General features: G+C 42.8%; 15 protein-coding genes, 6 tRNA genes and 1 pseudogene. 2 read left to right on the forward strand and 20 right to left on the reverse strand.

Annotated features, from left to right (window positions below; translation table 11 throughout):
- Positions 1-2: 2 nt before the first annotated feature.
- Both DW640_RS05410 and DW640_RS05415 read right to left on the reverse strand, forming a co-directional pair.
- Entirely contained in the window at positions 3-1,097 is a 1,095-nt protein-coding gene (locus DW640_RS05410) for an efflux RND transporter periplasmic adaptor subunit (RefSeq protein ID WP_022471326.1), read from the reverse strand.
- A 55-nt stretch (positions 1,098-1,152) separates the two neighbouring features.
- Complete coding sequence (locus DW640_RS05415) at positions 1,153-2,415, reverse strand: TolC family protein (RefSeq protein WP_011107396.1); 1,263 nt, start codon at positions 2,413-2,415, stop codon at positions 1,153-1,155.
- Positions 2,416-2,648: 233 nt separating this feature from the next.
- Between DW640_RS05415 and DW640_RS05420 the strand changes: the two genes are divergently transcribed.
- Complete coding sequence (locus DW640_RS05420; RefSeq protein WP_011107395.1) at positions 2,649-3,008, forward strand: co-chaperone YbbN; 360 nt, start codon at positions 2,649-2,651, stop codon at positions 3,006-3,008.
- A gap of 121 nt (positions 3,009-3,129) precedes the next feature.
- Here the strand turns inward: DW640_RS05420 and nagA (DW640_RS05425) are convergent, their stop codons facing one another.
- The 9 genes from nagA (DW640_RS05425) to nspC all read right to left on the reverse strand — a co-directional run bounded on the left by nagA (DW640_RS05425) (position 3,130) and on the right by nspC (position 7,486).
- Complete coding sequence (gene nagA, locus DW640_RS05425; RefSeq protein ID WP_048695997.1) at positions 3,130-4,302, reverse strand: N-acetylglucosamine-6-phosphate deacetylase; 1,173 nt, start codon at positions 4,300-4,302, stop codon at positions 3,130-3,132.
- An 18-nt stretch (positions 4,303-4,320) separates the two neighbouring features.
- Positions 4,321-5,487, reverse strand: a complete 1,167-nt coding sequence (nagA, locus tag DW640_RS05430) for an N-acetylglucosamine-6-phosphate deacetylase (RefSeq protein WP_008765558.1) — start codon at positions 5,485-5,487, stop codon at positions 4,321-4,323.
- A gap of 128 nt (positions 5,488-5,615) precedes the next feature.
- Positions 5,616-5,688 (reverse strand) — tRNA-Gly (locus tag DW640_RS05435).
- A gap of 38 nt (positions 5,689-5,726) precedes the next feature.
- Positions 5,727-5,808: transfer RNA gene (locus DW640_RS05440), tRNA-Leu, on the reverse strand.
- A 32-nt stretch (positions 5,809-5,840) separates the two neighbouring features.
- A tRNA-Gly gene (locus tag DW640_RS05445) sits at positions 5,841-5,913 on the reverse strand.
- A gap of 18 nt (positions 5,914-5,931) precedes the next feature.
- Positions 5,932-6,015, reverse strand: a tRNA-Leu gene (locus DW640_RS05450).
- A gap of 24 nt (positions 6,016-6,039) precedes the next feature.
- Positions 6,040-6,121 (reverse strand) — tRNA-Leu (locus DW640_RS05455).
- Between the two features lie 34 nt (positions 6,122-6,155).
- Positions 6,156-6,228: transfer RNA gene (locus DW640_RS05460), tRNA-Gly, on the reverse strand.
- Positions 6,229-6,346: 118 nt separating this feature from the next.
- A complete protein-coding gene (gene nspC / locus DW640_RS05465) occupies positions 6,347-7,486 on the reverse strand; it encodes a carboxynorspermidine decarboxylase (RefSeq protein WP_117577539.1) in 1,140 nt (379 codons plus the stop codon).
- 176 nt (positions 7,487-7,662) lie between these two features.
- Here nspC and DW640_RS05470 point away from each other — a divergent pair, with 176 nt between their 5' ends.
- Positions 7,663-8,217, forward strand: coding sequence for an NAD(P)H-dependent oxidoreductase (locus DW640_RS05470; RefSeq protein ID WP_117577540.1), 555 nt, complete (start codon positions 7,663-7,665; stop codon positions 8,215-8,217).
- Positions 8,218-8,307: 90 nt separating this feature from the next.
- On the opposite strand, the gene DW640_RS05475 is transcribed toward DW640_RS05470, so the two are convergent.
- The 9 genes and pseudogenes from DW640_RS05475 to DW640_RS05515 all read right to left on the reverse strand — a co-directional run bounded on the left by DW640_RS05475 (position 8,308) and on the right by DW640_RS05515 (position 21,622).
- The gene (locus DW640_RS05475; RefSeq protein WP_117577542.1) at positions 8,308-11,553 is read right to left on the reverse strand and encodes an efflux RND transporter permease subunit; all 3,246 of its coding nucleotides are present in this window, start codon (positions 11,551-11,553) and stop codon (positions 8,308-8,310) included.
- A gap of 31 nt (positions 11,554-11,584) precedes the next feature.
- Positions 11,585-13,084, reverse strand: a complete 1,500-nt coding sequence (locus DW640_RS05480; RefSeq protein ID WP_008761349.1) for a TolC family protein — start codon at positions 13,082-13,084, stop codon at positions 11,585-11,587.
- Positions 13,081-16,188: an efflux RND transporter permease subunit gene (locus DW640_RS05485; RefSeq protein WP_117577544.1), complete on the reverse strand. Its 3,108-nt coding sequence runs from the start codon at positions 16,186-16,188 to the stop codon at positions 13,081-13,083. Before DW640_RS05485 ends, DW640_RS05480 begins: the two co-directional genes overlap by 4 nt.
- Before the next feature lie 26 nt (positions 16,189-16,214).
- Positions 16,215-17,303, reverse strand: coding sequence for an efflux RND transporter periplasmic adaptor subunit (locus tag DW640_RS05490; protein WP_070750220.1), 1,089 nt, complete (start codon positions 17,301-17,303; stop codon positions 16,215-16,217).
- A gap of 140 nt (positions 17,304-17,443) precedes the next feature.
- On the reverse strand, positions 17,444-19,060 hold the full coding sequence (locus tag DW640_RS05495; RefSeq protein WP_117577546.1) for an O-antigen ligase family protein: 1,617 nt from the start codon (positions 19,058-19,060) through the stop codon (positions 17,444-17,446).
- Positions 19,061-19,079: 19 nt separating this feature from the next.
- Positions 19,080-19,357, reverse strand: a pseudogene (locus tag DW640_RS05500) (S26 family signal peptidase); the annotation flags it as partial.
- A 449-nt stretch (positions 19,358-19,806) separates the two neighbouring features.
- Positions 19,807-20,253: a hypothetical protein gene (locus tag DW640_RS05505; RefSeq protein ID WP_048693297.1), complete on the reverse strand. Its 447-nt coding sequence runs from the start codon at positions 20,251-20,253 to the stop codon at positions 19,807-19,809.
- 49 nt (positions 20,254-20,302) lie between these two features.
- Positions 20,303-21,241, reverse strand: a complete 939-nt coding sequence (locus tag DW640_RS05510; protein WP_158562588.1) for a 6-bladed beta-propeller — start codon at positions 21,239-21,241, stop codon at positions 20,303-20,305.
- Between the two features lie 63 nt (positions 21,242-21,304).
- A complete protein-coding gene (locus DW640_RS05515) occupies positions 21,305-21,622 on the reverse strand; it encodes a hypothetical protein (RefSeq protein ID WP_016267401.1) in 318 nt (105 codons plus the stop codon).
- Positions 21,623-21,736: the final 114 nt, after the last annotated feature.

Below are 21,736 nucleotides of genomic sequence, written 5' to 3' on the forward strand. Positions count from 1 at the left end.
TTTTAATCCGCATTCAAAGCATTATACACTAACAATACATTATTATTCAGTACCCTGTCTCCTTCGGAAAGACCGGAACGGACATAACATTCCTTGCTCAACTGTTTGTAAACGTCTACTTCCTTTATCTTCAGACGCTGGTCAGGCTCTACTGTGACCACATAATTCTTTCCTCCCTCGAACACCAGCGCATGGGAGTCGATACGAGGCATGGAAGTATCTTCCGCTTTACATTTTACGCTCACGTTTGTAAACATACCCGGCTTCAGCAGGTAATCCTCGTTTTTCAGTTTGATGCGTACGCTCATTGTCTTGCTTTCACTGTCCAGCAGATGATAGACCTTGTCGATCGTACCTGTAAATGTCCTTTCCGGATATGCCAAAGTCGAGATACGGACATCAGCTCCCTCGGAAACCTTACTAATATCACTTTCATACACATCCGCCATCACCCATACATCGGACAGACCGGAAATCGTAAACAGCGCATCCCCCTGGTCGGGGCGCAGCTGCATATCCCTGCTAATCTGCTTTTCCACAATAAAGCCTGATACGGGAGATTTGAGCTGATAAAAAGCATTTCCGGAGAAGTGATAAATGGAGAATATTTCTTTGATTCGTCTTTCTTCCGCTTCCGCAGTTGCCAGTTCCTGCTTGGCCTGAAGTACATCTTTATCCGATGCCATGCCGGAAGTGTACATATCCTGTGTGGCATCCATGTTCCGCCGGGCCAGCAAGAGTTGTTGTTCAGCTTCTTTCAATTGTTTCTCATAATCCGCCACTTCCCCGCTACGGATCACTGCCAGCACTTCTCCTTTGTGAACAAAGTCTCCTATTTCGGCACGCAGTTCCGTCACGGTTCCTCCGAACATCGGATACACATTTGCCACCTGATCCTGATTGAAAGTGACCCGTCCATTCAATGTCAGTTCATCTACCACTTCACAGACGTGCACGGTATCGACGGATACGATTCTCAGCAGGCTGTCCGTCAGGCATAGTGTAGTCGGTTCTACTTTGGGTTGTTCTCCTTTTCCGGAGCATGCTCCCAAAAGGCTGCCAAACAATATACAAGGAAGAAATTTATTCCAGTTCATAGTCTTTGATAATTTATGGATTGTGATCTTTAATCGTTTCATATTGGTCGGTTTATTAGTAGTTCAATACATTTTGTCCGACAACTGTATTCAGGTTTTCCATAGCGAGAAATACGTTTTTCTTTATCTCGTATAGTTGGATACAGGTTTCTTTATAGCTGTCATAATAGTCGATAAATTCCAGCAGGCTGATATTCTTTCTGGTGAAATTCTCATTGACTCCTGTGATCAATTTCTCGAAGTTACGTTCCAGGTCCATATTAGTGGATTGATAGAGTTGAGTTGCTTTCTCCAGAGACGTATAAGCGGTGAAAAGTTCCATATCGGCACGATTAGCGGCATATTCCTGCTGCACTCCCGCTTGTTGGATACTGAAGCGGGCTGCTTTGATATTTCCCTGATTACGGTTGAAGATAGGTACGGACAGGCTTACTCCTATCGCGAAATAGTCATTGATAAAGTTTCCTACACGGTCATAATTCCCTTTCACAGAGAACTCGGGAAAGGCCATTGACTTCTGTAGTTTCAGATTTGCACGGGAGGCATTCACTGTGCTTCGGGCAATCTTTTGGTCGGGCCGTTCATTGATGATTGCTTTCAGGTCTGCAAATGATAATTGCGACAGGTCCAGTTGTTGCAGTACTTCTTCGTCTAATGAGAGTTGAACTTGTGTATCTTCCGGAAGGTTCAGTAATAAATTCAGTTCTCCCCTGGTAGTCAGTAAATCATTCTCCCGTTCGTTCTTCTCTTTCCTCAAGGAGAAGAGCATGGATTCCAGACGGGAAATTTCCATTAAAGAGATGTTTCCCTTTTCCTGCTGAATTTTCATTCCGCCCAAAAGTACTTGCAGGGAATTTACTTCCTTTTCATAGATGGCAATGGACTTAGAAAGAAAGTAGACTTCTACAAACTTTTCATTCAATTCCTGACGGAGCGTCCGCATTACTTCTTCAAACTGGTATTCAGCTATTTCCTTATTGATTTTTTCCAGCCGGACTTGCTTGTTCCGCTGACCGGCAAGATGGATCACCTGTTCTATTTCAACAACAGCTTCCCCTTCTTTTCCAAAATCAAAATACTTCCCGTTCAATCGGTTGTAGACATTCTGTTCCAGCGAAATGACCGGATTTTCAAACAATTTGGCTTGTAATACCTGCGCCTGTGCCATGTCGATATTGTACCGCTCGGCTATCAACGATAAATTGCGCTCTAAAAAACGCTGCTCTGCTTCTTTCAGTGTCAATGTGCCTGCAACCTGTTGCGCACACATCTTTCCTGCCAATAGAAGAAATAGTAAAAATAAAAATGCTCTGTTCATCGCAATCTTTTTGTTACCTTAATTTGTTTTCCGACAAAAGTACAACTCTGCAACGGTAGAGGCTGGATAAAAGCGATTATAAGGCTCTCATTTCAGATTAGAATTTGATTAGAAAATATCTAAGGAAAGGAAAAATTGTAAACACAACAGGAAGAATGGCTATCCCTCTTTCTCTACCATACCCCTATCTTTGCAAAGTAGAAATAAATAATGAATCATTAAAAACAGGAAATATGAAAATTATAGATTTAACCAAAGAAAGCTTTGTTGAGAAAGTTGCTGATTATCAATCTTATCCGGATAATTGGGAATATAAAGGGAATAAACCTTGTTTAGTCGATTTTCATGCTCCATGGTGTGGTTATTGCAAGGCATTATCACCCATATTGGACCAATTAGCAGAAGAATATAAAGGGAGACTGGACATTTATAAAGTAGACGTCGATCAGGAAGAGGAACTGGAAAGTGCATTCAAGATTCGGACAATTCCCAACCTTTTGCTTTGCCCGGTGAATGGCAAACCGATAATGAAACTCGGTACAATGAATAAGGTTCAATTGAAAGAGTTTATAGAAACGACTCTATTTTCATGATAAAATAGAATATAGAGTACTCACATTACTACTTTTCTTACTGAAAAAGTCCGAATCCCAATTGCTTTTTGCAATTTAAAGGTTCGGACTTTCTATTTTCAGATTTAACAGATAGCACTTATCATTTATGCAGCAATCTATCAGTCCCCGGAACAACTTTTCCCATCGACCAGACACACCGTACATTCAATTCCTTATCAAGTATCACAATATCAGCATCTTTACCTTTAGACAATGCCCCTTTCCGATCGCTCACACCAATCAGACGGGCAGGAGTTTCGGAAGCCATACGCACAGCATCTTCCAAAGGAATACTTGCTTTCTTCACCATCGTACGAACCAACACATCCATAGTCGCCAAACTACCGGCTAATGCAGAATGATCCGCCATCTTACATACTCCGTCCTCAATAATATAACGCGGATCAATCGGCTCGTTCCCTTCATTGGCAGCATAAGCCAACGCATCAGTCACCAGACAGGTATTCTCAACTCCTTTCAGTTTATAAACCAGTTTCAGAATAGTAGCAGGCAAATGAATACCGTCTGCAATAACTTCTACCGTCATTCCATCTGTCAAATATACACTTTCTACCGTACCTTCATATTTATATTCGCGACGTTTGTGAAAACCGGGCATCGCATTATAGAAATGAGCAGCATGCGAGAATCCTACCGCATACGCCGCCTTAATCTCATCATATTCAGCTTCCGTATGAGTAACGGCTGTCATAATTCCCTTTGAACAAGTGTATTTTGCAAAATCATGTGCCCCATGCAATTCGGGACTGATATCCCAGCGCTTGATGCAAGAAGTATGCTCCAACAGCGGCATATATTCATTCGCATCGGGAGTTTTCAGAAAACCGTCATACTGGCTTCCTGCCATCTTCGGATTCAGATAAGGTCCTTCGATATGCAGACCGAGAATCGGAGACTCCGGTTCCTTCATCAGCTTCTCGCAAACATCGACCGCCTGATATATCCTCTCAAACGAAGTAGATGACAAAGTAGGAAATATGCCGGTAGCTCCATGCTTCAAATGAGCAGTTGCTGCGATACGGAAAGCCTCCTCCGTTGCTTCGGTAAAATCATGGCCGCCGCCACCATGCGCATGCATACTGACAAATCCCGGTACGATTGTCATTCCTCTCGCATCAATCACTGTTGCACCGATAACTGCCAGATCACTGTTGGTTACCTCTAATATTTTTCCATCACAAATCAATACAGAGCCGTCTTTCAGCCAGCCTTGCGGAGTAAGTATTCTACCGTTGATTATTTGAGTTAACATCGTTTTCTTTTTTAGTCGTTAAAACAGCTTGTTTGTACCTTCTACCAATTGTCCCATCGCCCAGACCGCTCTTACATTCAGATCTCTATCCAAAGCAATAATATCCGCGTCCTTGCCACGTTCCAACGTACCTTTGCGGTCGAGCACTCCCATGATACGGGCCGGAGTCTCGGAAGCCATCCTCACAGCATCCGCCAAAGGAATTTCAGCATTCTGCACCATCGTACGGATCAGACGGTCCATCGTCGCCACACTTCCTGCCAATGCAGAGCGGTCTGCCAGTTTGCACACACCGTCTTCGATAATGACACGCGGATCAAAAGCAGTCTTACTGTCACTTGCCGCACAAGCCAGCGCATCAGTGATCAGGCACGTACGCTCCACTCCTTTTATCTTATAGACCAGACGAAGAATGGTAGGAGGCACATGAATGCCATCGGCCACGACTTCCACTGTCATATCATCAATCAAATAAATACTTTCTACCGTACCTTCATACTTATATTCCTTCCGTTTGTGAAATCCGGGCATAGCATTGTAGAAATGGGTAGCATGCGTATATCCTGCCTCATACGCAGTCTGGATATCTTCAAATTCGGCCTGTGTATGTCCTACAGATGCCAATACGCCTTTTGCGGTGATATACTTTCCGAACTGCATAGCCCCCGGAAGTTCCGGTGCCGCATCCCAACGTTTGATGCAATGGGTTTCTTCCAGCAAAGGGATATACTCTTCCGGATCAGGATTTTTGATATTCTCCGGAATCTGTCCGCCTGCCATCTCCATATTGAAGTAATGTCCTTCCAGATGCAGGCCGAGTACGGGACTGTCCGGCTCTGCCATCATCTTTTCGGTTGTTTCTGCGGCTGCACGGATCATAGGAATAGTAGAAGAAGAAAGTGTGGGGAAAATACTGGTAGTTCCGTGTTGCATGTGAGCTTTAATCGCTGTCCGGAAGGCGTCTTCCGTCCCCTCCATAAAGTCTCTTCCACCACCGCCATGAACATGAATTTCTACTCCTCCCGGAACGATATACATGCCCTTGGCATCAATCAGTTTTGCTCCGATAACCGCCAGGTCGCAGTTAGTCACTTCCAGAATTTTATGATCACGAATAAGTACGGACCCATCCTTCAACCAGCCCTGAGGGGTAAGGATGCGCGCATTAATGATTTGTGTTAACATATCACAAGTTCTTAAATTAATTATAGGTCTGTGTGAGTCGATGACACTCTTTTTGGGGGAAGTACATCGACTTTCGTAATTACAAAAAGAGGTCGCCAATCTTATCGACTGACAACCTCACTACTTTGAGCGGAAAACGAGACTCGAACTCGCGACCCTAACCTTGGCAAGGTTATGCTCTACCAACTGAGCTATTTCCGCAAACTAAATTTTCTCCATTCAGAAATCTGAATTTCTTGTGCCCAGAACAGGACTCGAACCTGCATGCCTCTCGACACACGCACCTGAAACGTGCGCGTCTACCACTTCCGCCACCTGGGCAAAATTCAGTTCCAACATTTCAAAGAAACATGAGCGGAAAACGAGACTCGAACTCGCGACCCTAACCTTGGCAAGGTTATGCTCTACCAACTGAGCTATTTCCGCAAATAACTTTAATGACTGTGAAGAGAAGGAGACTCGAACTCCCACGACATAACTGTCACTACCCCCTCAAAGTAGCGCGTCTACCAATTCCGCCACCTCTCCAGAATTTTAAAGTTAAAATCTTTGTGCCCAGAACAGGACTCGAACCTGCATGCCTCTCGACACACGCACCTGAAACGTGCGCGTCTACCAATTCCGCCACCTGGGCAAAGATTATATTTCCAACATTACAAAGAAACATGAGCGGAAAACGAGACTCGAACTCGCGACCCTAACCTTGGCAAGGTTATGCTCTACCAACTGAGCTATTTCCGCATTTTTTCGTTTGCGGTTGCAAAGGTAGGGATTTTCCGTAATTCTGCAAACATTCTGCATCTTTTTTTCACAAGAATCTGCACACTTTGTTTCCGCAAACAAACAATTGTTTTGATTATCAACTCATTCGGTCCCGATAGTCTTCATAAGAAAATTGCTTGTATATTTCCGCTTTCCCTTCTTTTGTCCACAAAGCGATGGCGGGATGATGGATTCCGTTAAACATATTTGTCTTGACCATAGTATAGTGAATCATATCTTCGAACACAATCCGTTCTCCGATCTGCAACTCATGATCGAAACTCCATAATCCCATATAATCACCACTCAAACAAGAATTACCTCCCAAACGATAAATAAATTCTCCTTCATTCCCCATCTCCGCACCACGAACGGCAGGCTGATAAGGCATTTCCAGACAATCGGGCATGTGGCAGGTGAAACTCACATTCAGAATAGCCGTCTTGATACCGCGACTCTCAACGATATCTACCACTTCCGAAGTCAGGACTCCTGTCTGCCATGTAAAAGCAGAACCGGGTTCAAGGATGATCTGCAAATGAGGATATCGTGCTTTCAGGTCTTGCAATAATTTAATCAGATGTTCTGTATCATAATCTTTTCGGGTCATCAGATGCCCGCCTCCCAGATTCAGCCATTTAATTTGCGGGAACCAGCGGGAGAATTTCTCTTCCAGATGCTGTAAAGTACGTTCCAGCTCGAAAGAAGAAGATTCGCAGTGACAATGACAATGGAAACCTTCGATTCCTTTGGGCAAGGTATCCGGTAATAAGTCGGCGGTCATTCCGAAACGGGTACCGGGTGCGCACGGATTATAAAGTTCTGTTTCTACTTCCGAATATTCGGGATTCACACGGATACCGCAGGAGATTCCGCTTCCTTCGGCCACTGTCATCGGATAGAAACGACGGAACTGTGCCATTGAATTAAAAGTGATGTGGCTGCTGCAACGCATGATTTCCGGAAAATCCTGTTCCGTATACGCAGGAGAATAAGTATGGGCTTTACTTCCAAATTCTTCCAATGCCAGACGCGCTTCATACACAGAACTTGCTGTGGAATGCTCCACGTATTCGCGGAATATCGGAAATGAACGCCACATGGCGAATGACTTGAAGGCGAGAATAATCTCTACTCCTGCCCTGTCTTCTACGCTTTTTATCAGACACAGGTTCTTTCGCAAGAGTTCTTCCTCCATAATATAGCAAGGAGAAGGAAATTGGGTGAAATCTATCATATATAAATTTATTATCTAAAGTAACGCCTTACGGACGTGCCTGCAAAAATACAAATTCAAAAGCAAAGAGAGATTCTTTTATTTTTAATTAAGATATTGAGTTTCGAAAACTTTTTCTTATTTTTAGACCTTTATATTATAGATGTAGTTGTTTCATCCTAAATACCCGATTGATTATGAATAAAGATTTAAGAAAAGTGGTGATTCTCCTGGCGCATCCCAACATGAAGGAATCACAAGCAAACAAAGCACTGATTGACGCAGTGAATGATATTGAAGGCGTAGCAGTATTCAATCTTTACGACCAGCAAGGCGCTTCTTTTGATGTTGACGAATGGAGCAAAATCATTTCCGATGCTTCCGCCCTCATTTATCAATTTCCCTTTCATTGGATGGCTGCGCCGTCATTGCTCAAAAAATGGCAGGACGAAGTATTCACCTTCCTTTCCAAGACTCCGGCAGTAGCCGGGAAACCATTGACAGTAGTAACCACCACAGGTTCCGAATATGAAGCATACCGCAGCGGAGGCAGAAACCGCTTCACAGTGGATGAGCTTTTACGTCCTTATCAGGTTAGTGCCATTCATTCGGGGATGTCGTGGCAAACGCCTGTTGTTGTTTACGGAATGGGAACCGCAGATGCGGGAAAGAACATCGCTGAGGGAGCCAACTTGTATAAGCAACGGGTAGAAATGCTGATCGGCAGCAGCAATGCAGGAAATAACTGGTGAATTATCTCCTATACCTTATTTCGATTAGCTATTAGCAAAAACAAATTAGCTATTAGCTAATCGAAATATGCTAATAGCTAATTTATTTCTTCAAGGCTTCTTCCCCATCATCTTCTTTTTATTCAAAGTCAGTACCGGCAAGAAAATAAACACGCCGATCACAGACATCACCAGTCCACCGATAGTACCTGCAGCCAAAGGAAACCAGAAACCTTCTTTCTCTGCTCCCACCATAAAGGGGATAAAGCCAAGGATGGTAGAAACAACCGTCAGAAAAATGGGAATCACTTTCGTATTCCATGCCTTCACGTAAGCACGAAGAGGTGAAAGGCAGGGAAAGCGTTTTCGAATCGCATTGTACTCATTTAAAATATAAATACTGGCATTCACCGTAATACCGCAGAGCAGGATGAACGAAGCGAAACCACCCTGGTCAAAGTTCAGCTTGAACCAATAGAACGTCAGAAACACACCGATATAAGAGATCGGAATGACAAAGATAATCGCTAACGGCTGCTTCAACGAATTGAACAGAATGCTTGTAATAAAGAAAATGATAGCAATCACAATCAGGAGCAAGCGGTACTGTTTGTTGGCACCTCCACCCCATGACCAGTTATTACTTTCCGCTTCCGCCTTATATCCCATCGGGAGAAGTTCATTAAACTCTTCCAGGTCTTTTTTCAGCAACTTATTTCCCTGTTCCGACGCACCGATATACTCATATTGCAGGCATAAGCGGTATTGTTGATTCTCCTTCGCCACTTCCTGCGGCATCTGTCCCTTCTCTACCTTAGCCAGTTCCGCCAGTTTATACTCTTTATCGCCTACACGGAAAGGATAATACTGCATGGCCCATATATCCCGCTGATCCGACTGGCGGGAAGAGAGTTTGATTTTTTCCGTTCCATCTTCGGTAACAACGGAACCGATTTCCTGATTCCGCCCATATATGGGACGAATAGCAGCAAACAGTTCTCCGGCTCCGATCCCCGCTCCGATCATCCGTTGTTTATCCAGCTCAAAATAAAACTCCTGATAATCATCCTTCCACCACGAGAAATTGGAACCGACCGTAACTTCCCTGATACGGCGATGAGACAATAAGACCTCTTTCAGTTTTGTAGCCCAGCTATAAAGTTCATCATAATTATATCCGTACATTTTCACCCGGAATGATCCCGCGTTCTCGCGTACACTATTACTGAATCCCTGATCCTGTAATCCATAGATACTCCAATCTCCTCCCCCCAACTGGAGAGCTTTACTGATCATGTTAGCTTTCAGCGTATATGGGAACCCGCTTTTCTGATTTTCCTTTGTGAAACGAATGCTGATAGATGCCCTGCGGGCACTTTCTACCGATGTCTGAAACTGCTTGATCTCCTTGAACTCGCTCAGATAAGTTTCCATTCGCTTGATCAGTGCATTCATCTGTTCAAGCGTACTGCCGTTCGGTAAATTGGCGTTGGCATAAAGCACCACCTCCTCATTCCGGGTAAAGTAGCTCCCTTCATACACCTTTTGCACAAACAGCCTCAGACTTCCTCCCAACGCTTTATCCACTATCGGTTTCACCTTTTCCTTATAGGTAGGAGTCCCCAGTGTCTTATTATAAATCTCTGCCCATTTGCCATCCCCATCCATCTTTTCCGGCAACAGAAAGACCGGTAATCCGAATGCCAGCAACAGCAACAGACAAACCGCTACTCTCCAGCGGCAAAGCCTCTGTATCAGCCACCTGTAGAAATGACTGAAATAGACCGGCCCCCTTCGCATCTTCGAACGCAGCCATCCTAAGAAACGGGTATTCCCCATTTTCCATTTTCTCTTCACTCCGGTCAGAGAAGACTTCCTGCGTCGTTTCAACCCGATTTTATCAATCAAAGAAGGTACAAAGAACAGAGCAACCAATAATGAAACTCCCAGATTAATCATCACCACTGCGGCAAAATCCTGCAGATTCAGACGAATCCTCTCGTCCAGAAAGAAGATGATGACCAACGCTCCCATTGTTGTCAGTGTAGCCGCCAATACAGACATGAACGCCTTCCGGTTTTTACATCGAAGATAATGATCACTCATCACAATCGTATTATCAATCACCAGGTTCAGTGAAACCGTGATGCCCGCCAAAGAATATAACTGCATTTCCAGCCCGAAGACATAATAAAAGATAACAGCTATTGCCATATTCACGGTCAGACTGGTGACAATCAAAAACAGATATTTGGGGCTGAAAGTAATCAGCAGTACAAACAAGAGCAGGATAGCCACCGTCACTCCCGTACGCAAATAAATCTTGTTCAGCTCGTCATGTATAAACTCTGTAGTATCATAACTGGTATGAATCTCGTATCCCGCCGGAAGCGACAGTCTGATATCATCCATACACGCCTGTACTTTTTTGCTCAGTTCCAGCTGATTAGCCGCCTCTTCAGCGACAACAGACAGATAAATCGAATTCAGCCCATTGATCCGGTAATAGCTCTGAGGCTGCTCTTCCATACGGACGACCTTCACCAGTTCGTCCAAGCGGATGATTCTCCCATCCTTCACTTTCACCTGTATCTGCCCGGCGTCAAACTCCCGGTTATCATGTTCGGGCATCAGCACCAACCGAATCCATTCCTTGCCCGAAGCCGCCTGTTCCACATCATAAGTCCCCAGAAACTCTTTCTGATAATGCAGACCGACTGCCTGACTAATTTCATCCGTACTCACCCCCAACGCACGCAACTGCTCATAATCATACTCCAGACGCCATTCCATCGGTGTGGCTCCGCTGACGTTTATCTTATAGATTCCTGGAAGCTGCGCAAGGCGTGTCTTTATATGTTCCTCCGCATACTTCTGAATCAGACTGGGAGTGGCAGGCGCATTAATCGTGAATGCGATAAAAGGTCCCTGACTTTTCTGCTCCGGACTTGCCATCTGAATGTACGGGTAACTAACTCCCGCCGGCAATTCCGGCCAAGTCTGACGAATGATGGTCGAAGCCTCAAAACGTGCGACAGCCGCATCTGCATGCTTGTCCAGACTCACATTTATACTTCCCCAGCCATTGCCGGAAGTCGAAGATATGCTTTGTATTCCCTTGACACGGGCAAGCATCGCCTCCAGTTTGCTGGTAGCCGTCATCTCCACGACACGCGCCGAAGTCCCTCCCATGCCGAACCACACAGAAAATCCGGGTAAGGTCCGTGACGGATTCAGCTTCACCGGCAGCAACGGAACAAGTGCCAGCCCGACCAACGCCACGCTGATAAAAGCGACAATGAGCGTAAAAGCGGAAGCCTTTGATGACTTTTTAATTTCAGAACCTATATCTTGCATGATTCATTTGTCTATATCCCAAAAGAAATTACTATCTGATCAGTCTCCCTCCATTAAAGTCGAAACGATCCGAAAGAGAAAGCTTCGTAGCAAAATCGAATAAAGTCAGACGACGTATTTTATAATAATTCAGCCAGTAGTTCTGCAAGGCAGAAATGTAGTTGCGCTGCGCCTCCTGCTGCCTGTTGAGCGAAAGCGTCAGACTATTAATATCCGCTTTACCGATAATAAAACGTTGCCTTGTCTCATTATAAGCCAGTATCGCCAGGTCCAGCGCTTCTTCCGCACTGGCAATCAACTGCTGCTGGATATTAAAATCACTCACCGTCATGATGACTTCCTCCTCAATACTGATCTCATCCTGACGTGCCGAAATCTTCACTACATTCAGATTATTCCGTGCCATGTTGTATTTGCCCTTACGAACGCCCCAGTCCAGCAGCGGAATCGATACGCTGACCGCTACCAAGTCCTGCTGCATCGGTTTATGATACACATCTCCGAAGTTTTCCGCCACCTGGTTGAAACCGATACTGGCATTCACGCTGGCATTGAAACGGGATTCCTTCTTTGTTCTGTCCACATTCCGCTCCGCTTCCAGTACATTCTGCTTCAGTTCCAGCAACTGCGGATTATTGCTCCTTCCCCATCTCAAAGCCTCATCCACCGGAATCTCCATCATACTTGGGCGTGAAGGAAGCTCCAGTTCGATCTGGGTATTCTTATCCAGATTCAGAAAAGATGCCAGTGAGAACATTGCCCGTTTCAAGGCGCTTGCCCTATTCTGCAATGTATTCTGTGCATTCACTTTATCCAGCTTTAAAGTCAACAGGTCCGCCTGTGAAATAGCGGCGATCCGGTGCCGTTGCTGTCCGATGCGGTACAAAGTATCCGTAGATGCGAGGTTTTCCTTTGCCAGTTTGTATTCCGCCTGCGCCATCGCCAGCGAAAAGAAATAATTCGTCGCCGTTTCCGAAACCTTTTCCACATTATAAAGAAATTCCTTTTTCACACGCTCGTATTTCAGCGGTTCGATCTTCCGGTCCCATTTGAAAGGATTATACCCGACCAGGCTCTGCGAATAACCGAGCCGTATCGGGACGCTGGTAAACTGCGTCGCACTATTATCCCCGAAATTACGCATATAGGCAAGGTTCGACTCCAGATAGAACGTACCTCCGGTCAGGTCCAGATTTTGACGGACACTTAATCCTCCATAGGCATAATATGACTGTTGCGTACGGTAGACATCCAGGTCCTGTCCCGAATCATAACGTTTCGTGATATCCCGGTTATATTGTGCCGGGGTAAGGTCCATTGTCAGACTCGGCAAACGGTTTGCCCGGTACGTCCGGTATTCCCAATAACCGGACAGATACATATTTTGTGTGCGGAATGACTCCAGCGAACTGTCGTTAGCTAAAGCGATAGTCTGGTTCAAGTCCAGCACCAGACGTTTCTGGGCATATACTGAAGAGAAACATATCCCCGATGCTGCCATCAATACAAAAAGAACGGATGATTTCTTCATAATTCAACATGTTTTTCATTTGGTTTGTGATTCCCGCTTTTTCCCCGATAGATAAACCAGTAAAGCAGCGGTATGATAAAGAGGCTGACCGCCGTACCGATGGACATCGTGCCTATCATGGCGATAGACAACGGCTTTTGCAGTTCCGATCCCATATCCGAGGAGAACAGCAACGGCACCATGGCAAAGATGGTCGTCAGCGAAGTCATGATAATCGGACGCAGACGCCTGCGGCCTGCTTCGTGAATAGCTTCCAGCAAAGGAACGCCTGCCTTGCGCAGTTCATTGATCGCATCCAGTTTCAGAATAGAGTCATTGATTACAATACCACAGGTCACAATCAGACCGATGGCAGACATCAGATTCAGCGTATGCCCGCATATCCAAAGCAAGAGTAAGGCAAATGCCACATCAATCGGGATTTCCGCCAGTACCAGCAACGGCTGCAGAAAACTCTCGAACTGTGCGGCAAGAATGAAATACATCAGCAGCAGTGAGATCAACAGAATCACGACCAGTTCATCCAGCATCTCCTTGTTGGAGAAGATACTGCCGGAGAAGCCCGTATCCCAGTCCCCTGTTTCCTCCGCCACCTGTTTCACTTCACGCATCAGCCGGTTCGCATCCTGCACGCCGTAAAAGTCGAACGGGACATACTCGCCGTTACGTCCGGAAGTAATACTTTTCAAGTCTTCGGCGGGAGCTACGTTGATCAATTCCCGAAGCGGGATAAAATCGACATTCCCACGGTTGTCCGGTTGCGTCTGCACCAGTGTTTCCTGCAACACCTCGTTCACAGTCTTTTCATCCCCGGCAATGTTGATCGGCAAATACTGCTGATAAGAGTGCAGCATCGTCACACTGTTTTCCCGGAAAGCCGTTTTCAGTACCCGATACAGTTCGTTGTAGGAAACACGGTAGAGCAAGAGTTTCTCTTTGCTGATACTCAGATTCAACTGGTTTTCGAAGGCGATACCTGTCGGATTGATTCCGGTTTTTCGTCCCAGTTCCTGTTCAACGCTACGGATTGCTTCCGCTTTGGGGGCTTCCGCTTTATTACGGGTGTAAAATTCCGCCACCACATCCGGTTCACCCGTCACAAAGAGTTTCTCAAATACCGTTTCCGGCGGAGAGAAAGAAATGACAGAGAGCGGATAACGTTCCTTCAGTTTCCGGTATACCGCCTGTTCCAAAGAGGCAATAGCATTGGAAGTCTCCGTACGGAAATAAAGTTCCGCTTCGGAAGAAGACAGTTTCCGTTCCCGATTGAGAATGAAATCCTGTCTGCCGATAGAGGCTGTTTGCTCCAGTACTTCATCTTTCAGTTCCTTGAAAAGTTCATCCACCCGTCGTTTGTTTTCATCCACATGGATATTCTCATTCCATTCTATCCGGGCGATCAGTTCATTTTCCTCGATATCGGGCATCCGTTCTTTGTCTATAAAGAAAAAGAAGAATACGCAAAGCGGAATGGAAATCACACAGAACAGTACACTGAACGTTTTATGGCGAAATACCCAGTCAACACCCGCATCATAGAAGCGGTCCAGCGTGTGATCCTTGATCGGGTTATTAAATTTGAAAGAAAGCCACTTCCATTTCCGGGTGCGGACACCTGTCCGGTAAACCAGCAGATAAAGTACGGGAAGCAGCATGATACCGGTGAGATAAGACACCATCAGTCCTACAGTGACAGAAAAAGCCTGATCAAAGAAAATAGCGCCTGCAATACCGCTCATAAAAATCAGCGGGGCAAAGACAGCAATAGTCGTCAGAGAAGAGCTCAGCATGGGGGTGACCACTTCACTGGTTCCCGTCACACAGGCACGGCGCAAGGAGTATCCCCGTTCACGGTATTGCGATATATTCTCAGTCACAATAATCGAACTGTCAATCATCATTCCCAATGCCAGGATCAATCCGGCAAGAGAAATGATATTGAGAGACATATTGCAAAGGTAGAAAAAGACAAAGCTGATCACGATGGACACCACCATACTGAGTCCGATAACCAAAGGAGACTTTACATCTCCCAGAAACAGAACCGCTACCAGACAAATAAAGAGAAAGCCCAGGGAGAGATTCTGTTGCAGATTAGAGATGGTGTAGTCCAGCAGTTCCGTCTGATTACGGCTGATGCTGAAATCGATCTCCGGGTATACTAACTGAAAATAGGTCATCGTGCCTACCAGCGCCTGCTTCATCTTATCCATGTTCTCATCCGCCTGTTTGATGACGGCAAGGCTCACCGCCCGTTTGCCATTGGACAGGGATACTCCTTTTTCCTTTACAGGTACGACGCTTACTTTGCAGAAGTCTTTTAACTGTACGATGCGGTCGCCCTTACGCAGATAGATATTTTCCACATCCTCCGCCGTACGCAGCAATGTCGAGAATTTAATATTATATTCATAATACCCGTCTCGCACTGTCATGCTGCCCGGTTCCACATTATTAGAAGATAAAGCCGATTCGATATCTCCAATGGAGAGTCCCATCATGGCGAGCTTGTCCTTGTCGGGTACAATTTGTACCTGTCGTTCCAAAATTCCGGTCACGTCCACCATGGCAACTTCTTCAAGCTGCTCTATCCTGCGCTTGATGACAGACTCGGCAAACTCACACAATTCAAGGAAGGATTGTTGTTCCGTAGCTCCGTAAGCACTGTCATTCTTCAGTGTCAGATTCAGATAGAATACGGGAATATCCGTTGCACTCGCTTTGATTACCTTCGGGCGTTCCGCTTCTTTCGGAAGATAGTTCATGGCGGCATCTATCTTCTCATTTACCTCGATAAAGGCAAGGTCCGTATTCGTTCCATATTCAAATGACAAGCGGATAATGCCCGCCCCGTCTCTCGATTCACTATGGATATCCTTCAGGGTAGAGACCTGAATCAACTGCCCCCGCAAAGGTTTGACAATCGTGTTTTCCAATTCCCGGGCAGAGGTATTGGCAGACGCCACCTGTACCGTAATCTCAGGAATAGCGATATTGGGAAGCAGCGATATAGGTAGCGTAGAGTACGTCACCAGTCCGATGATGAAACAGGCGGTAAAGGCCATCAATACGGCAATAGGGCGCTGAATTAAGAATTTTATCATAGATTCATTATTTAATTCTTAATTCTTCATTTAACATAGACTTCCGCCTCATGCGCCAGATTCAGATTTCCGGTGACAATCACCGTATCTCCTTCCAGCAGACCATCCTCAATGCCTTTCTGCGACTTGTCGGAGACGACACATTCTGTCGCATTCTCCAGTCCCGTATTCACATAATTCCACATTGCCTTGCCGTCTTTCAGGGTAAATACCACTTGTTTGCCGGAACGCAATACAACGGCGCTCTTCGGAATAACCAGCCGCTCTCCCAGCGAACGGCGGACACTTACCCTTACATTCATTCCGCTGAACAGTTTTCCTCCCGCATTTACCAATGCTTTCACTTTCACCATGCCGTTGGCATCTACCAATGGATTTATCTCTGATACACTGCCTTCAAACGCATCTCCTCCGGCATAAGGAGTAATTACCACTTTATCTCCCATCCTGATAAAAGCAAGTTCATTTTCCAGTACCGTGAAATCAGCTTCCATTCCTTTGGAATCGATAATAGTACAGAATGCTTCAGAAGTATTTGCCGGATTATAAGGCTTCGAAAATAAATTGGCTACCACACCGTCAAAAGGAGCAATCAACGTAGCATGCTCCATCTCTCTTTTCGCCAGTTCATACTGGGATTTCGACTGTTCATACCCGCTTTTTACTTTGGCGATTTTCATTGTTTCGGCAGGGACTTTACTAAAGTCGTCAGGAGAATATCCCTGCCCGATCAGTACGTCTTTCAATTCCAGTTCGGCTTTCAGCAAAGCATCTTCCGACTGGGATAATTTCTGTTCCAGGCGGAATTTATCCAGATCAGCCAGTTTCTGCCCTTTCTGTACACGGTCGCCATTCTTCACATAGATATGAGCGATGACTTCACCGGTTTCAAAACGCAGATCGGCTTTGCCACGGGCACTGATTTTGCCGTTACTCACCAGTTCGTGATTAAAGTCACGCTTCTTCAATATCTGAACAGCTACTTCATTCTTCGTATCCGGAAGGACTGTGGAGACGCCTTTCTCCGATTCATCTGCAGTATTCTTCTTGTCGGAACAAGAGAGCGTCATCATACATGCAAGGCACAATAAAATCCATGTAGAATTATTTTTCATCGTATTTATTGGTTTGTTTATTCTAATTATCTCACATATAAATTCTTATATATTGTATGTAAATCTGTATCATGTTTGCCAAATTTAGACAAAAATATCTATTAATCAAGTTTGTACAGTCATTTTTTTTCTTCACCCATTTATTTTAGTAGTTTTACTTCTTCTCTCATCTCCCTTATCGCTGTCGATTGTACTTTTGGTTCCTTTGTCAATACAATCTGAACCGCCTGTTTTAATTTCTCCGGGTGCCGATATTCCGGTTCCGCATAAAGCTTTGCCAACAAGTAATATGGATAAATTCGTCCCGGAAGCCGATGAGTAGATCGTATGAAATATTCTTCGGCTTTCTCATATTCTCCTGTAGCCTGATAATTCTTTCCTATTATGTTCAGAATCATAGGGTCACAACTATGCGCCATTGCCTCTTTCAGTATTGTTGTAGAACTATTATATTCTTTCAACTTATGTAAAGAATGTCCATATTCAAACAAAAATGCTCCCCTATCATTCAATTCCGGATAAATTTTCTCATACCCTTCTTTGGCTAAACGAAATGCGCCTATATTATAGTGCATTTTATACCTAAACCATTCTTCACAAGCATTATACTGATTATATTTCCAATAGTAACTTCCCAATAAAGCAATCATTATAATAAAGAACAATATTTGTAACCGTGAAGAACCCACTACACAAGCAGCCAATAAAAAATAGAATGCTATAGCAAATCCGGGTATTTGCATTGGATAAGATGAAAATGCAAATACTAAAACAGAAATCAAACCAGCACATGCACTTAGTCTTTTCTCTGTTATTCCTATCCAAAGGCAAAAAACAATAATCAATAACACAACCAATAGAAATAAGACTCCATATTCTACAGCTATTTGCAGATATTCATTAAAAGCGTATTCAGGACTTCCAGCTACTAATTCTTCTGTAGATGTAAACTCTTTTTGGGAGAAATATTTTTCCTGAGCCATTCCATAAGCCGATGCAAAGTTTCCAGTACCATGTCCAAGGAGAGGTTTTTCCACAATAGCCATAACACTCACTTTCCAAATTAACAGACGTCCATTAGCCGAATCTACTTTTAATTGAAAAAGAGCATAACCAACTATTATCAATACCATTCCCCCGGCAATAATAGCCGGAAATACTCTTTTCTTATATTTTCGGCCTATCTTCCTTAAACTAGTTCCCCATGAACGATATGTAGCATATACCCATATCCCAGAAATCGCAACAGCCATCCATGCCGAACGACTCATACCTGCCGGTAAAACACAAAGAATTAATAGCAAGACTCCCAAAGCCATACAATATTTACCTTGCTCTACCCAAGTACGTTTCTTCACCTTTCTTAAATTCAACCATTCATTCAAACAAATAGGAAATACCATTGCTAAGTATCCGGAATAAGGCCCCGGATTGTAGAAAAAACCTGTAAGCGCATATAATGAATGATTAGAAACAGCTAAACCGTATATCTGCCTTAATCCCCAAACAGCTTCAACCCCACCTAATATAATAAGAGACCAAACGACTGATAAATAAAAAGTATTTCCCTTTTTATCTAAACATAAAGAAATAAGACTACATATTACAAATACAATAGTCACACGCCCCAAATATAGCTTCTGATATGCCATATCTCCAACCGCAATAGTATAAGATGAAACAGTCACAACACTTAAAAGCGCAATGACTCCAAACAGCATTAATAAATGAACGATATATTTATTCTGTAATAACATCTTCTATCATCTCCCATCTTTATTTGATCTTCATTAAAATCCGTTCCCAACGTATCTGATCGGTATATTTTTCTTTTGAGTTCCAAATACGGGTAGCTTTACCTACAATATATTCTTCCGACAACATTCCCCAATAACGGGAATCTTGTGAATTCGCCAAATTATCACCAGATACAAAATAATAGTTCTTTTCAAAACGGTATTGATGAATAAGGCTATCACCAATAAGCACCTATCCTTCTTTTAGTTCTATTTTTTCTTTTGTTCCCATGCTATCAGTTGTCTATATAAAAAATATAAGATTAATTGAATCTAATCCCTCTATTATCTCCTTCTAGCTAATAATTGTAATCCACAAATATGTACCACATTACATCGGCATAATTCAATATAGAGTAGGTAAATCATTCTCTTGTATAATTTGTCCTCAAAGCCATATATCGAAACGGCAGGTTCGAAGCTCGTTATCAGGTTTTTATGATACCTAAAGTCCCTTCCACTAGAACAGGGGACGGGTCTGTAACTTGTATCCCTATGCCATTTCTCAATTTTTTATTAAAGCAGAACGACTGTACAAATCAACTCTCTTCCTATACAATATTTTGACGTTTACTCAAGAATGGCACATTTCTTTAAAATCAAAGGGACGTTGTTTTGAAGAAACGTGCCATTCTTGAGTCTATATCAGTATAATTCAATATTAATAAATCATAAAGTCACCTCCATCATTTCGAAAAGAATGTAAACTAATCATCAATAGAAAGACATTTCTTAATAAAGTCATCTAATTGTTTTTTATCTTGTGATATTTCGAATATACACGCATCTCTTATTCGACAATTATTATCAACAATTATCATAACAGGAGTCGGTATATACCTCAATTCTTTTCTTATTAAATCATTCTTGTCTTTATAAATAAACCCTCTATATGAATTCCTTTTTTGAGTAGACGTAACTTCATGAAACATACTTACAATTACTTTTACATATTCTCTTTTTTTACTATTATCAATGAGGTTTACTATTTCAAAGCCTTTATCTATGCATGTCTCACAGTCATAATAATTAAAAATATATACAATTACACACTTTTCAGTCTCCCCCACTACAGAATCCAAAGAAAGAATTTGCCTTCCTTTCAGCCTATCAACATCCTGATTCAACAAAGATGAAATATTTTGCTCTACCATTTTATTTTTTTTATTGCTATTACAATTAGGAAACAAACAAAGAAAAAAACTAAAAAGGCATATTAATCTTATATATTTCCATAGCACACTGCTCATAATTCATTGCATAAATATAATTTTCATTAGCACAAATCGTATTATATATTTTACCAGGCAAACGGCAAACATAAGATGGGGTTAAAGCCGAGTCTAGAACAAGAATAGTATTTACTTCATATCCTTTTTCCCAAGTAGCACACAACAAATATAATTTATCTTTATTCCAATAAGCATCGCATAAATATGTAAAAAAGCTTCTAGAAGATATATTTTTCTGCTTTATATAAGATAGATTATTTTTAATAATATTAATATCTGAGAGATCACATGAAGCAAGTAGTCTATTTTCATGCAAATCATATTTTTCTATTACAGGATAACTTGGACATATAGCATACAAACAATCTTCACCTTTTACTAGATGGCGTTGATTACGTAATATATTCATATCTGTATGTTCAGTTATAGAAAATACCTCCCCACAAAATTGTATGTCGCCACTATTTATACGGTCCCAATTTCTTTCAGTCTTAACATAACATGAACTATCAGTCATTGTTGTTGCATAAATAGTGTCATTTTCTATAAAGAAACGAAATTCATTACATGTTGGAACCGATACTGATTCTATGAATCCCTTCCCATCATAAAATTTCAAAGCCATTGAACCAGCATCTAAGATACCAATAGTATCCTTCTGTACATAAAATCCTGTTGGCGATACCACTTCTTTAGGGCCTTCTCCAAATTTGCCAACAGTATAGAAAGTATCTTTATCAATATCCAGAATAGCGACATCAGCCCTTGACGGATCAAACATATAAAGTTTACCATCCTCAAAATATAAGCATGAAATACTCTTAAAAAAAGTTGAGTCAGGATAAGTTCTAAAAGAGGAAAATAAAGAACATTCAAGTTCCATTAAGTTTTTTTCCTCTTTGCAACTCATGATATTAAACACAAATAAAAGAGTGCAAATACACAATATAATCAGCCTCATTTTTCTATTTATTTAGCAATATGTTTTCAATCCGTCACATTCAACCCATCGCTTCTCTTTTATTATGACAGTGCCACTCTTATCAATCCCTCGATGACATTTTTCAGTTCCCGTACACTTAACTTCACCGTCTCTTTGGCCCGACGAATTTATACAGTCATAACTAATAGAGCATGTAGCTGTTCCGGTCTCAGGAGTTCCCAAAGCTTCAATATTAACTATATCCATTAAACTAAAAAGAGAATTAGTCGAGCTTTTGCTACAATAAGCCCATGAATACACACTAAAAACAGCAACACAAATAGCTAGCAATACATTTACTTTTTTCATAACACTAATTTTTAAATAATAACTATAATATAAATACATATTTTTCAATAAAAAAACAGGATTCAATAAACTTTTCATCCAATCAATACGATTGAAAAAACAACAAAATAGGAA

Source organism: Bacteroides sp. AM23-12, assembly GCF_003434395.1.
Taxonomy (GTDB): domain Bacteria; phylum Bacteroidota; class Bacteroidia; order Bacteroidales; family Bacteroidaceae; genus Bacteroides; species Bacteroides thetaiotaomicron.

Excerpts from the sequence above, each read along its gene's own strand:
- DW640_RS05410 (WP_022471326.1), bottom strand. The coding sequence starts at position 1,097 with ATGAACTGGAATAAATTTCTTCCTTGTATATTGTTTGGCAGCCTTTTG.
- DW640_RS05415 (WP_011107396.1), bottom strand. The coding sequence starts at position 2,415 with ATGAACAGAGCATTTTTATTTTTACTATTTCTTCTATTGGCAGGAAAG.
- DW640_RS05420 (WP_011107395.1), top strand. The coding sequence starts at position 2,649 with ATGAAAATTATAGATTTAACCAAAGAAAGCTTTGTTGAGAAAGTTGCT.
- nagA (WP_048695997.1), bottom strand. The coding sequence starts at position 4,302 with ATGTTAACTCAAATAATCAACGGTAGAATACTTACTCCGCAAGGCTGG.
- nagA (WP_008765558.1), bottom strand. The coding sequence starts at position 5,487 with ATGTTAACACAAATCATTAATGCGCGCATCCTTACCCCTCAGGGCTGG.
- nspC (WP_117577539.1), bottom strand. The coding sequence starts at position 7,486 with ATGATAGATTTCACCCAATTTCCTTCTCCTTGCTATATTATGGAGGAA.
- DW640_RS05470 (WP_117577540.1), top strand. The coding sequence starts at position 7,663 with ATGAATAAAGATTTAAGAAAAGTGGTGATTCTCCTGGCGCATCCCAAC.
- DW640_RS05475 (WP_117577542.1), bottom strand. The coding sequence starts at position 11,553 with ATGCAAGATATAGGTTCTGAAATTAAAAAGTCATCAAAGGCTTCCGCT.
- DW640_RS05480 (WP_008761349.1), bottom strand. The coding sequence starts at position 13,084 with ATGAAGAAATCATCCGTTCTTTTTGTATTGATGGCAGCATCGGGGATA.
- DW640_RS05485 (WP_117577544.1), bottom strand. The coding sequence starts at position 16,188 with ATGATAAAATTCTTAATTCAGCGCCCTATTGCCGTATTGATGGCCTTT.
- DW640_RS05490 (WP_070750220.1), bottom strand. The coding sequence starts at position 17,303 with ATGAAAAATAATTCTACATGGATTTTATTGTGCCTTGCATGTATGATG.
- DW640_RS05495 (WP_117577546.1), bottom strand. The coding sequence starts at position 19,060 with ATGTTATTACAGAATAAATATATCGTTCATTTATTAATGCTGTTTGGA.
- DW640_RS05505 (WP_048693297.1), bottom strand. The coding sequence starts at position 20,253 with ATGGTAGAGCAAAATATTTCATCTTTGTTGAATCAGGATGTTGATAGG.
- DW640_RS05510 (WP_158562588.1), bottom strand. The coding sequence starts at position 21,241 with ATGAGTTGCAAAGAGGAAAAAAACTTAATGGAACTTGAATGTTCTTTA.
- DW640_RS05515 (WP_016267401.1), bottom strand. The coding sequence starts at position 21,622 with ATGAAAAAAGTAAATGTATTGCTAGCTATTTGTGTTGCTGTTTTTAGT.